The 13,092-nt window shown below is 40.4% G+C and carries 7 protein-coding genes; 1 reads left to right on the top strand and 6 read right to left on the bottom strand.

Translation table 11 applies throughout. The features are described 5' to 3' along the window. Window positions 1–3: 3 nt before the first annotated feature. The 6 genes from JWG44_RS01715 to JWG44_RS01690 are packed head-to-tail and all read right to left on the bottom strand — an operon-like array spanning window position 4 to window position 9,250. Window positions 4–3,090 (bottom strand): efflux RND transporter permease subunit, encoded by a 3,087-nt coding sequence (locus tag JWG44_RS01715; protein ID WP_205273237.1) that lies wholly within the window; start codon window positions 3,088–3,090, stop codon window positions 4–6. After that, window positions 3,087–4,568 (bottom strand): efflux RND transporter periplasmic adaptor subunit, encoded by a 1,482-nt coding sequence (locus JWG44_RS01710; protein WP_205273236.1) that lies wholly within the window; start codon window positions 4,566–4,568, stop codon window positions 3,087–3,089. The genes JWG44_RS01715 and JWG44_RS01710 overlap by 4 nt, the downstream gene beginning before the upstream one ends. A gap of 44 nt (window positions 4,569–4,612) precedes the next feature. Then, a complete protein-coding gene (locus tag JWG44_RS01705; RefSeq protein ID WP_205273235.1) occupies window positions 4,613–5,230 on the bottom strand; it encodes a tetratricopeptide repeat protein in 618 nt (205 codons plus the stop codon). Between the two features lies 1 nt (window position 5,231). Further along, complete coding sequence (locus JWG44_RS01700) at window positions 5,232–5,960, bottom strand: lipoprotein (protein WP_205273475.1); 729 nt, start codon at window positions 5,958–5,960, stop codon at window positions 5,232–5,234. A gap of 32 nt (window positions 5,961–5,992) precedes the next feature. Beyond that, a complete protein-coding gene (locus tag JWG44_RS01695) occupies window positions 5,993–7,810 on the bottom strand; it encodes an Ig-like domain-containing protein (protein ID WP_205273234.1) in 1,818 nt (605 codons plus the stop codon). Between the two features lie 9 nt (window positions 7,811–7,819). Then, window positions 7,820–9,250: a TolC family protein gene (locus JWG44_RS01690; RefSeq protein WP_408611859.1), complete on the bottom strand. Its 1,431-nt coding sequence runs from the start codon at window positions 9,248–9,250 to the stop codon at window positions 7,820–7,822. A 646-nt stretch (window positions 9,251–9,896) separates the two neighbouring features. Here JWG44_RS01690 and JWG44_RS01685 point away from each other — a divergent pair. After that, entirely contained in the window at window positions 9,897–13,076 is a 3,180-nt protein-coding gene (locus JWG44_RS01685) for an Lcl domain-containing protein (protein ID WP_205273474.1), read from the top strand. The last annotated feature ends 16 nt before the right edge of the window (window positions 13,077–13,092 follow it).

Below are 13,092 nucleotides of genomic sequence, written 5' to 3'. Positions count from 1 at the left end.
CGATTATATCGTTTGGCTTTTGCGATTTTTTAATAATAAAAAGAATAATATTGGAAGCAGAAAGAGGCTAAAAATGAAAGAGGATAATAACCCTACGATTACAACGATTGCCATCGGAGACTGAAACTCTGCACCTTTTTGAAATTCAAAGGCAACGGGGACCAAGCCTAGGATAGTAGTAAGGTTATTCATCAAAACTGGTCGAAATACAATTTTACCGCTTTCTATAATGGCTTTCTTAAGTTCTTTATGCTCCTCTAATGAAATAACAAGATATTCAAAATAGAGTGAGGCATTGTCGACCACAACGCCCAATAACAAGACGAGTCCTAAAAAAGCGCTAATGTTAAAACTTTTCCCGAATAAGAATAGTGCAGGAAATATTCCTATGAACATCAAAGGAATTGTGCAGATCATGATCGCTGAAAGCTTTAGCGATTGAAATTGGCTGCTTAGCAGCATATAAATCAAAGCAGAGGCTAAAATAAAAGCGAATAGAAGTTCCTTGTAGGACTTTTCTATATTCTCGAATTCCCCACCAATTTTGACAGAATATCCGACAGGCAATTTTAGAGTAGAGATTAATTGGGTGATTTTTTCAGTTGTACCGTTTAGATCAAGATTTCCATAAACTGCATTCACCCTAGAGTTACCCGATCTGCGGATCGATCCAGATGAAAGGTTTTCCTTAATGTTTGCAAGTTGAGATATGCTTACAAATTCGCCCGTTGGGGTCTTTATGTTTAAAGCGTTAAGTTTGTTTAAGTTATCGATTTGGTCCTTTTTTATGAGAAGGCGAATGTTAAGATCTTCTTCTTGATATCTTATTCTGGATATATTTGCGCCATAGCTTGCAACTTTCACGTATTGAGATATATATTCGTTCGTTAGCTTTAAAGAGCTCGCTTTAATTGGATCAAATTCAATTAGATACTCATGTTTTTTAGTTTCGAGAGTGCTCCTTAGATCCGTTGCGATATGATTTTTTTCAAGTTTCCCTATTAAAGTATTACCGATTTCAGATAATATTTTTAGATCTTCACCGTGAATTTCCAGATTTAATTGGCTACTATGCGGATCTAGGATCTTGCCAATGAGATCACCATTCCCTTCAAAATTTATCCGGATATCTTCAGTAAACGAAAGCCTCTTTCTCAGATTTTCGATGATTTCTTTTGTTGTTTTAGAAGAGTTCGGTTGAAGCAAGACTCTAAGTTTGGCAATGTTCGCCCCAGATCCACCATTTAACTTCGAGACAAAATCGTCATTATCTGAACCGATTTTCGATATTACACTCTTAACGCTTTTGTCAGAGAGTAAGATTTGTTCAACGGTATCAACGATACTCGTCGTACTTATTAAAGTAGTGTTTTGACCATTTTCTATATTAATGATAAACTCGCCATTATCCACAGCTGGCATAAATTCACGTGGAAGAATAAATAGAAACTGAACGGAAATCACGAAACCTACAAAAAGAAATAAATACAACTTTCTGGGTCGATCTAAGTATTCTTTTAATTTTAATTCATAGGCAGCGAGCGCATCGTCATAGTATCCGGCGGATTTTGCGAAAAGTCTGTTTTTTTCGCGAGCCTTTGAAAAATTAGTTTTGTCGAAAATAACATATAACGTTGGTATGATTGTGATCGACGCAAGTAAGCTAATTGAAATCGATAAAACAATTGCGATAGCCATTTCAGAAAACAAAATGCCGATAAAACTCTTAATGAAAATTATCGGTAGAAATACGATTATTGTGGTTAGGGTTGCCGAAACGATCGATCCCGTTACTTCGGTTGTGCCTTCTATTGCGGCTTCAAAAACTGATTTTCGTTTTGTTAGATTCCGTTCAATCGAGGAAAATACGACGTTACTAGTATCAAATAACATTCCAATTCCGAGCGCTAAACCGCCTAACGACATCATGTTTAATGAAATTTGGAATACGTAGAAGAGAAGGAACGTTGCTAGTAGAGAAAAAGGTATTATAATAAGAAGTATTAAAGGCGCTCTAAAGCTCTGAATCAATAGGAGAAGTATAGAGAATGCGAGTGCAGCCCCAATGACTAACGACCAAACTAACCCTAAAACGGAGTCGCGTATAAAAACGGATTCGTCATAAACTATTTGGGCCGATAGTTTTTCGGAAAATTTTGAATTGATTGTGTTCAATTCATTATTAACTCGATCGGATAACTCGACTGAATTTTTCCCGGATTCTTTATAAAGATAGAAGATTATACAATCCTTACCATTGTAACGAGCTAGACCGCTCCGTTCTTTGAAAGTACTAAACACGGAAGCGACCGCTCCGATAGGAATAGGAACTCCTCCGCTATTAGTGGCAACTATCGTTTCTTTAATATCATCTAAGGTTTTGTATTCTCCGATTGTTCGAAGGAGCAGGTCCTTATTCCCAACTGGAAGGCTGCCGGCAGGAATGTTTATGTTCGCCGATAGAATGGATTTTTCGACTTCCGGAATGGACACGCCGTATGTTGTCATTCTTTCGGGATCAATTTCTACGCGGACTTCTTTTTCGAAACCGCCGGAAATCTGTACGTAGGCTATTCCTTCAATTCTCTCGAAGAATACTTTGATATTTTCTTCAGAAAAGGATCGCAGAGATTTGGAATCCAGATCGTTTTTAGGGAAAATAATGATTTCTTGGAATGCTGATTGTGATGGGTCGAATCTGGTCGCTATCGGTCTACTGGCATCCTGAGGTAGCTGGTCTCGTATAAGATCTATTTTTTCTCTCAGCTCGATAATCGCGAAATCTATCGATGTGTTGAAGGAAAACTGAACAGTAATTATGGATATTCCTTCTAATGATTCGGAAGAAACTTTTTCTATTCCTCCTACTGTTCCAATAGAATCCGTAAGGGGTTTGGTGATTAGATTTTCTATTTCTTCCGGTGAAGCATTTTGATAACTTGTAATAATAGACACTCGCGGAAATGCGATTTCCGGAAGAAGAGTTATTTTAGCATTTTTTAATCCAATGATTCCGAATATGACTATGGCAATCCAAGTCATTATTACCGTTACCGGTTTTGTCACACAAAGACTAACTATCGTTTTCATCTTTTGTCGAAAAGAGGATTTACGGACATGCCGTCTCTAATTTGAGATATTCTTTCCAAAAGGATCGTATCTCCGTTAGATAACCCGTCTGAAATTATGATTTTCCCTTCACTTTGAGGACCAAGTTTAACCTCGTTACGATAACTCTTCCCGTCCCTGACCAAACAAACAGTTCCACTTGTTCCGTCCTCATTTAATAAGACTGCTGTGCTTGGAATTCTAATCGTCGGTTTCTCTTGACCTGTCGTGATATTTGCTCGAATGAACATTCCGGGTTTAAGGTGTTTACTTTTATTGTCCACGAGCGCTTTGATTTCCACAGTGTGGCTTTTTTGATCGATTATTGGGCTAACCATTTGGACAATTCCTGTAAATTGTTGCCCTTTGTATATATCTGCCGAGAAGGACATCTTCATCCCCTTTCGGAGGTCTATTGACTCGGATTCAGGTATATTCAGTACTGCGTAAACTTGTTTAACATTTATTACCGATAACACGTGTTGACCTGGACCAGAACTGCTCAAGATCTCACCCTCGTTTTTAAATTGTTTAGCCACAACGCCGTTAATAGGTGAAAAGACTATAGATTCTTTTAATAACATTTTTGTAGAATTTACTTGGGCTTCATGGGCTTTTAATACTCCTTCGGCCACTTCCCATTCTGCCTTTTCGATTAAGCTATTTATCTCTTCTAAGATTCTTATTCTCTCCTCTTTTGTCTCGGGGAGTTTATAATTATTCCTTAGTATGTCTTTATCGGCAAGGCCAATACCTCTTATTTCCACATCCCTTTCCGCCAATTGATATGAGGTTTCTTTTGAGCTTAAATTGAGTTTTGCATTCTCAAACTCTTCTCTAGTAAATCCGCCGGCGTTATAAATTTCTTCGATTCCTACGAATGTATTTTTTGCTTTTTCGTATTCTTGTTTTGTTTTTTCTAAAACCGATATGGCTTTTTCGTATTCTTGAATTCTAGCAAGAACACTTCCCTTTGCTTTAATATACTTTTCTCGCGCTAACTTGACCTGCGATCGGGAGCTTTCCATTGTGGATTCTTGTTTTAATAACTCTAATTCTAATGGTAACGTCTCCATTTTAAAGAGCTTCTGCCCTTGCGAGACTTCTTCTCCTTCTTTAAAGAAAGTTTTTTCAATTCTGCCCGACACTTTTGAATAGAGATCCACCTTTTCCATGAAGTCGATCATTCCCGAAGCTTCGACCATTGGAGTGATAGATTCGGTCTGAACGGTCATCGCCAAAATCGACATTCTTTCAATTTGCTCTTCGTCGTTTTCGGTCTTATCAGAAGAGGGTAATGCAAAAGCGATAGGTTTTGTGACTACGGATGTAGCATTTTTTAAAATTCTACTGTTTGAATTTTTTGAAATCCGTATTAGGAATAGAGATATTAGAAAATATGTTAGAGTGATCCCTAAAACAAACTTACCTGATTTCGACGTCAAAAATTTTACGATCAATTGATTGTCCTCCTAATGGCAAACGCGAATCCCGGATGAAAAAATTATTCCTTGGAAGAATCCGATTTTCCAATGAGTTCCAAATATTTCTTGTTATGGTAAGATGCCTTTTTCTCCAATCTTGCATTTCTGTACAAAATCTCAAGTTGGCGATGCGATAAAGCAAGTATACCTGTCTGCGATATGATTTTCTTATACGCGAGAATTGCTTGATCGGGTTTTCCAGTTTCTTCTAATAAACGACCGCTAATAAAAAGAATTTCAGCATTTTCCGTATCCTTGGATAGAAAATTCTGCAGGTTTTCCGTTAATTCTTTTTTGAGAGGTGTACTCGCAAACTGAGCTTTGATTAACCAGCCTAAAGCGTTGTAATTTGCAGGATCTTTGTCTGAAATCTCCTGAAAAACTTCTTCTGCTTGCTGAAATTTACGGTCGTAATATAAAAGTTTTCCGATTAAGAGTTTTACATCTTTATAATCTTCATCTTCCTCATACAGTTCTTGAAATATTTTTAATGCTTCATTCCGTTGGTTTGCAACAAATAGGGCAGTACCTTTTTCATACATCGTTTCCATTTCTTTTTCAGAAAGGCCACAATTTAGGTAAAGAAAGCTTAAGAATACGAGTACAAATGAGATTTTTCTTTTTTTGTAGAATGCCATTCTAAAATTCAAATTTCCACCACGCTTTAGTTTCCTGATTTTCCTGCTTTCTCATAATTCTATCCGCGAGATGCGTACTTGCTTGTTTTAAATCCTCTGCTTCTGAGAAATGCTTCGATTCCTGCGAGAAAGTCACAGTGCGAATGAGTTTTCCCGATTTATCATGCACATCGATAAATATTAAGGTTGTAAAATTTTTCTCTAAGATACTTCCGCTGTCAGATATTCCAAAAGAACCCTGGAGATAATAATCGAAATTGATTTTTGATCCAAGATTTTTGATTTCCGTTTCGTTAAGTAATCTTTTCGTTTCCTTTGATACGTTTTCGACTACTGGGGAAGCAGGTTTAATCATCTCTGTGGTGGCAGGCCCAATCGGTAAGTTTGAGTTGGGCGATATAGGAGTGTCTTTTGCTTCCGGATTTTGCGATAGCGGCGGAGCGGTTTGTTGAGTTGGCATCGCTGTCGCATTTGGTTTGGCACTTTCCGCATCAGAGCCTTCTTCTACAATTCCGTTTCCACCGCGAATGATCTCAAATTTTAAGAGGCTGAGAAAATTCTTAACTCGAAACGGGTCAAATTTGAAATCTCTGTTTTCTAAATAGCCGATTTGGTAATTTGCCTTTACTTTTTCTACTTTTTCAGCGGACCTTGCGCTTCTGCTTAAAGCGGTACAGTGACTTTGTAAAATGCAAAGAAAGAGGGAGATCAAAATCAAATTGTGTTTCATTCTTCTGCTCGATAGGTTTTTATTTTCCAATTTCATTGGCTCACCATGGAAAAGTTAAACGGTGTAAGTTGTCGTCCTAAAATGTCTGTCGCGGATCCGTTAACTTGAATGGTATAAATCGGATAGTTCGGCGAAGTTGGGATGGCTGGATAAGGGATCGCGCCGTTATTTGCATTAAAATCGAATTTTGCATTCGTCAAATTAAAGTCTGCAGAGCTACCGAACCCGTTCACTCCGCCGCAACTAGATTCCATTTCGGAAAACATAACGTCCAAAACGCGACATCCAAATGGGAAAGCTGCCTGGCAATCGCTCCAGTTCCAACTTGATAATCGAATTACAGTTGATGACCCAGAATCTCGAGATAGGGAAACTGCACCAACCGTATTTCCTAGATTCATATAATTATTAAATACTAAACGAAAATTGTCAGTCGTCTTATCGTTACAAGAAGCCGCATTGTTAGTTCCTTCATCGCCGCCTTCAAATCGATAATTGCTCGGTTGTAGTACCGGTAGGCTATTGTCCCACCAACAGGATGTGGAAACCCAGGTTCCACCCGCTGCACTTCCAATCGCTGGAAAACTGGGCGCACATCCGGGAGCTCCAACTTGACTTACAAGGCCAATCGCTTGTACGATCGGATCTGGATTGTTCCCGCCCGCGATAAAACTAGCGGATACTGGAGTCGATAAATTATTATTGTTAGCCGCTTCGGCGGACGTTCCAACGGTTACAGTATATCTTATTCCAAATTCTAATTTTGAATCCGTAGTGAAAGTTAAAGTCTGATTTCCCGCAGTCCAGGTGTATGTCCCGCTCACTGGCGGACTGATCCCTACTGCACTTTGTGTGATGGTCGGATTCATCGGAGTATTAAAATTAATCGCGATTGATTGGCTGTTCGGATTCCCTAAACATCCGTTTGTAACGTTAGCCGTCATGATATCAACTGGGGTTCCTATGCCTGCCTGACAACCTGCAAGAGAGCCTGTACTCGCGGTTATTGTGTTCACACTTGGTCCGGCATTGGCGGTCCCTACGAAAAAACTCCCTATCGGATTTCCGCCCAAGGCAATTCCATTGATGTCTTTGGCTCCGGTATTGAAGCTGATGTTATATCTTTGATTAGCGGTCAATGCGAAGTCAGGTTGAATAGCAAGTGTATTCCCGGAAGTCCAAACATACTTTGCGGATATTCCTGGGCTAACGGAGAGAGCCGTTAGAGTTGCCGAAGTATTCATTGGTCTTGAAAAATTAATAAGGATCGGGTTTACACTTGGATTTCCCATACAGGCATTCGTAACATCGCTTGCAAAAAAATTCGTTTGTGTCGCCGTTCCTCCGTTGCAGGCCAAACTACTTCCCGCAGATAAGAACATTCCGTTTACAGCCGGACTTTGGCCTGCGTTTGAAGCGTTTCCAATCGATATGGATGCGCTAAAAGGATCCTTAAGATCTAAACCGGCCTTATCTTCACAACTTTTGGTGACTGTATAGGTATAAGTACCCGGATTTAATGCGGCAGAAGGAGCAAAAGTAAGTACGGTTCCATTTAATTCGGTAAAGAATCCCACGGTTTGTGGGGACATACTAAATGCAATTCTGCAGCTTTGCATGTTCATCTCTCTGCTAAAACCCACGTCGAATTTCTGGTCGGGGGGAAGGCCGTCCGTGCCAGACATAGGGCTGCTAAAAATTACTTCCGGAGGAGGGTCGCCCCAGAGCGCGCCTAAACCCAAAAGTTTTTCGCCAGTATCTTGGCAATTTGTAATTATCAATTGGATTGCAAAAAGCACATAATAAAAATTTAATCTACTATATCTGTTAATTCTTCTTTGATCAGTCATTTTCTTATCCTATCGTTTAGGTTTATTTGTAATTTCTTGGTTTTTTATAAGATTCGAAAGGATTGAATTGCCCGAACCTTTCGAATAGTTGATTAATTTTCGTAAACCACCTTCATCCGTGGTTACTTGTGCATATTCATAACAGTTGATTGCATAGGAGGCTAATGCATCGGTAAGATCTTCCTGTGATTTTATCATTTCCAATTCGGAATTTATTTGATCTTCCTTTTTAGCCTGGCCGTAAGCTACCTTGGCCGCAGTCACTCTGCTTGACTCGACTTGAAGATTGATTCTGGAATTCGCGATATTTATTAATTCCCAAGATTGGTTGAGCTTATCCACGGTTTTTTTAATTTCGAAACCTACCTGATTTTCCATGTTTCGATAATTTAATAGGGCTTCCGAAAGTTGAATTTCTCCTTCAACGATTTTTCTAGATTGGCTTAAATTGTCGAATAAACGCACCGACGTTGAATTGTAGCTATTTGTTCCGGGCCCAACGGTCTGATTTCCAAATCCTGGATAAGTTTGAATTCCGTTTCCATCCTTTTGAACGCCCGTGTTTCCGTTGGATTGAATAACGCTACTTCCCAACGGCATGACTAGATTAAAGTTTACTCCATAGCTATCGTGCGAAAATTGATTGTTGTTGCCGTTTCTGCCTGCATACCCACCCAGGAAAACTTTGGGCATATAATAATTATCTAATATTTCTTTTTCACTCTTTACTTTTTTGACCAGTACCTGCATTTTTTTCAAATCCTCTCTGCCGTTTCTGGCTCTTGCGATCAGTTCATCTATATTAACGGAGGGAGGCGGATTGATTACAAAGTCGAAGAATAAATTTTCGTCAAGTTCCACGTTCGCATAATAATCAAGATTCATGACTTGTTTAAGGTCCATTAAGGCCTGGTCGCTATCGTTTTTGGATTTTTGTACGTTAAATTCGGATTGTTTAACTTTACTTTCCAAATCCAAAATTTGTAATTTTGTTATAAAACCTTGCTTGAATTCAACTTGTCCTTTACGATATGCCTCTTGCGCTTTCTCTAAGGCTTTTTTTTGAATGAAAACTTTTCCCCTTGTGGCAAGGGCTTTGAAATAAGTTTTTTGTATTTCTAATCGCAATCTTGATAGATTGATTTTAAAATCCTGCTCGTTGAGCATTTCCGATAATTTCGCAATCTCTAAATTTAGGTTTGCTTCTCCGCCATCAAAGATTAACTGCTGCACGGTTAGTCGGATATCGTTGTATATGTTATCCGTCGAATTTACGTTTTGGTTTCGTAATCCGTAATATTGAATTCCAAATTTAGGGAGGAATTCTCTCCATTTTTCGGTGATGACCATTTTGGTGACATCCTTTCGGGCTTCCAAAACTTTGAGGACGACACTGTTGCTAGACCCAATGAGGACGGCATGGTCCAAAGTGATTTTCATAGGGGGTTGCTTAGGTGTTTCGGTTTGGGAACTTATAGCGGACGTGAAAAGAAAATAGAAACCTAGGATGGATGCCGGTTTTATCGTTATTAATCTACATAACATTTTCATTTTCATTATACGCATGAGCAAAATATTTTTTCGAAATTGACTTGTAATCTTTCAACCGATGAGGGCTAAAAAGGAGAGTCAAAACTAGTACCAAACTGAGTTTTTAGGCGAAATAGAACCGTAACTGCCTTGATTTTCCGTTCGGCTTTAATCAAAATTCCTTTTGATTAAAGGCACATAATGCAAAATGATGGCATTTCCCTATCCTCAATGGATAAGGTTCATCACGTTCTTGGGCACGTTATCTGTCCCTCTCGACATATTTTATTTCAGGTGACTTCGTATTTCTTCTTTTAAAGAGTTTTCTCCATTATTTTCTGGTCATATTCGCGATTATTATAGATTTTAAGTTTTCTCTATTCCTAAGTTCGTTTTTTGAATGTGCTTGTCATTTGTCTGCTTTTTTTGACAAAATGTGATTTTTTTATTTGCATTTTATCTCAAAATCCATTCCCATCGCTTGGAAGAGCTTTTTCAAGTTTTTTTTGTAGTATTTTACAAGGACTTATCATTTTTCCAGGGGAGATGTATTTTGGTGATTTTGAAACGTCATACTTCTTTGTTTCGATTTCTTCTTTTTTTCCTCGGTTTTCTCTGCTTTTGCAAACCGCAAAACACAGATTACTCCTTTCTGTCGTATTTAGGAGTTGCGAATCGCGGTACATACGTGGACGGTGTTTTCTATCCCTCTGAAAATCCATTTCGTCCTGGAGACCTTTCCCATCTTAATGGCTCTCGGTCCGGGAATACTGGTCCTATCGTCTCAGTCAGTGGGGACAATTCAACTCTTGGGGTTTCGACGAGAAACAACGGAGTTCCGGACATTATCTTCCTATTTAATGAAAACGGAATTCCAATTGCCGTGGATGTTGATGGGAACGGTCTCGCTGATTATTATATTTGTTATAAGAGCAATACCGAATATTCTCTGATGACAGGCTCCGGATGCACGGGAAATCCCGTGTCGGTTATTGTTGGTCAAGGATATGACACGAATGGGGATGGAGTAGCGGATAACACGATTCTCTCTCAGATTGGCGGGGACTCTCTGGCTCCAACTTCTTTAATTAGTCCGAATCCAGGGATCTATGGTTCCGCCGTCCAGTTGACCATCGCTTGCAACGATAATGTTGCGCCTGGAAACATTCTTTATACTACCGACTCATCCACTCCATCTTTTAGTCCGCTCTTAGGTGTCGCGTCCAACCCAAAGATTAAAAAAGTTACCTTGGGCGGTAGCGACGGCTTATATACAATCAAATATCGGTGCCGGGATTTGTCCGGGAATACAGAGTCCGTTCACACCGACTCTTATGAAATCAATCATAACGTGCCTACCGTTAGTATTTCTAATGTGAATTCTACGGGAGTCAGTACACAAGCGGGTGCGATTAATAATTTTTCCTTTGATTGGTCTTCGAATTATTCGGGATCCTATTCAATTCGCTTAAATGCAAGTAATTGTCAGAGTGGATCCATTTTACAGTCCGGCATCGTCTCTGCGAATACTCCAACCGGTTTTAGCGTGTCCTCAAATAGCTTTTCAGCCGGGGTCAATACAATTCACGTTTGTGCCTCAGCCGCTCTCACGGGCTATCAAACGCTCACCGTTGTTCGGGATGAATCTCAACCTTCCATTAGCCCGATTCCAGGAGGCGGTAATTATGGCACCGCACAGAATGTAAGCTTCACTTGTACCGACAATAACCCTGCGGGATGCGGAATCATTGCTTATACATTGGATGGCTCCGATCCGAATATCGACGGCGCTAACGGGACAATTTTAACCGGAACTCAATTTCAGAATCCGATTGCGATTCCTTTGGATACCGCAGTGACGTTAAAATTCATCGGTGTGGATCTTGCCGGCAATTTATCACCTTTGCAGTCGGTGAATTACTTTATTAATACTTCCGTCGCCACCGTTACTACGAATTCATTTGCACCCGTTAGTCGACTTGTCAATGCAACTTCCGACCAGAGTGTGAGTTGGGTGAGCGATAGAAACGGCGTGTTTACGTTTCGCTCCGGAACCGATTGTGCATCGGGAACAATTTTATCCGGAACCAACAGCGCAGGTAACGTGACTGCGGGCGTTCCCATCACCACGACGATTCTAAATTCTAATTTCGCTCAAGGAGCGAATACGGTTTCTATCTGCGTTGCGAACGCTAGTTTGGATCCGCTTTATGGAAACGTTTCCTTTACTGTAACCAAGGATAACACTCGCCCCACGGTCAGTTCTACGAATCCTGCAGACTTTAACGCAGGGAGTCCAGTCTATGTGATCCCAAATCCCGGTAGAATTCAGATTGTTTTTAACAAGAACATGGATGTTTCTTTCGGAGGTATTTCCACGGGGGCAAAAATCAAGAATGTATGTTATCCCGCCCCGACGAACCCCCCTTTGAGCGTTTTTGTTTATGATGGCGCCGGTTGGGATTGTATCGATTTTACGGCAACTTATACTTGGGTGAACGCGACTACGCTCCAGATCGATTTTTCCTGGATGAATTTTCCTGAAAACGCTAAGATTCTTTGGACACTTTCCAAGGCGGTCCTTCAGGATTCGGCCGGGAATGCCCCTCTAAACGATATTCAGCAGAGTTTTGCCACCGGAGTACGTTCCCAGTTCTTTAAACCCTTTAAGACAAATCAAACAAGTTGCTGGGATTCCAATGGGAATCTAATTCCTTGCGCCGGAACGAATCAGGACGGGGAAACCCAATCCGGTTCGAATCGAAATTATTCCATTCAATATTACGGAGGTTATCCGAACGATGCCGTTACGGAAGATTCCGTTTCCGGTTTGAAATGGAAAACTTGCGTAGAAGGGATGGTCGCTTCTTTAAACGCCGGTGTGACCGAGTGCGTAAATATCATTACTCCCGCAGCAAGTTGTTCTCCGGTTGATTCTTCAAATAACCCGGTTAAGTTGGATTCTTGGCCTTTCTTTAGTTTTCAAGATGGGAGTAATGTCGTTCATCATTCCGGTGTAAACGGTTGTTCCTATTTGAATCAGTGTAATTCAGGCGCCGGTTTTGGCGGAATTACCGACTGGAGGCTTCCTACCCAGAAAGAACTCGATACTCTTGCGGTTTTCGGTTCCTCTTCTTCAAACGCTACATTTCCGAGCACCGGGTTTCCCGACTCGATTGCAAATTACTATTGGTCTTCCACCTTGAGACGTTCGAATCCTTTCCTGGCCTGGGGAGTGAATTTTAATTACGGCGCATCGGATACTTTTGTGCGTTCCAATACCAATAACATCCGTTGTGTTTCCGGCTCAGGAAGTGGAATTCAAAACCTGTCCGATCCGGGTGATCAAACCATTGCCGATTCGACGTCGAATTTGTTTTGGCAAAAGTGCAGCGCAGGCTTATCAGGCGGCACTTGCGCAACTGGTACTGCGACCAAGCCGACTTGGTCCGCCGCCTTGACTTATTGCAACGGTTTGAGTCTGGCGGGTAAGTCTTGGAGACTTCCTACTATCAAGGAATTGAATAGTCTCGTTGATATGACTTCAGCGAGTTCCACTCTTGCGGTTAATTCGACTTTTTTTCCAAATACTAAGAATTCTTACTATTGGACTTCGTCCTCTTATGCCCCTTCACCGGGGAATGCTTGGACTGTGTTTTTTCAGTCCGGAGGTATGACGCCTTTTTCTTCCAAAACAGGTACAGCTTACGTTAGGTGCGTTGCAAATGGTCCATAAGTTTTTGAGCTTCGAT

This window comes from Leptospira ainazelensis (assembly GCF_016918785.1).
GTDB classification, from domain to species: domain Bacteria; phylum Spirochaetota; class Leptospiria; order Leptospirales; family Leptospiraceae; genus Leptospira; species Leptospira ainazelensis.
This window is presented reverse-complemented; position numbering and strand designations above follow the sequence as displayed.

Bases quoted from the DNA above. Each gene is read 5' to 3' on its own strand.
- JWG44_RS01700 (WP_205273475.1), bottom strand. From the start codon at position 5,960: ATGAAACACAATTTGATTTTGATCTCCCTCTTTCTTTGCATTTTACAA.
- JWG44_RS01705 (WP_205273235.1), bottom strand. From the start codon at position 5,230: ATGGCATTCTACAAAAAAAGAAAAATCTCATTTGTACTCGTATTCTTA.
- JWG44_RS01715 (WP_205273237.1), bottom strand. From the start codon at position 3,090: ATGAAAACGATAGTTAGTCTTTGTGTGACAAAACCGGTAACGGTAATA.
- JWG44_RS01690 (WP_408611859.1), bottom strand. From the start codon at position 9,250: ATGAAAATCACTTTGGACCATGCCGTCCTCATTGGGTCTAGCAACAGT.
- JWG44_RS01695 (WP_205273234.1), bottom strand. From the start codon at position 7,810: ATGACTGATCAAAGAAGAATTAACAGATATAGTAGATTAAATTTTTAT.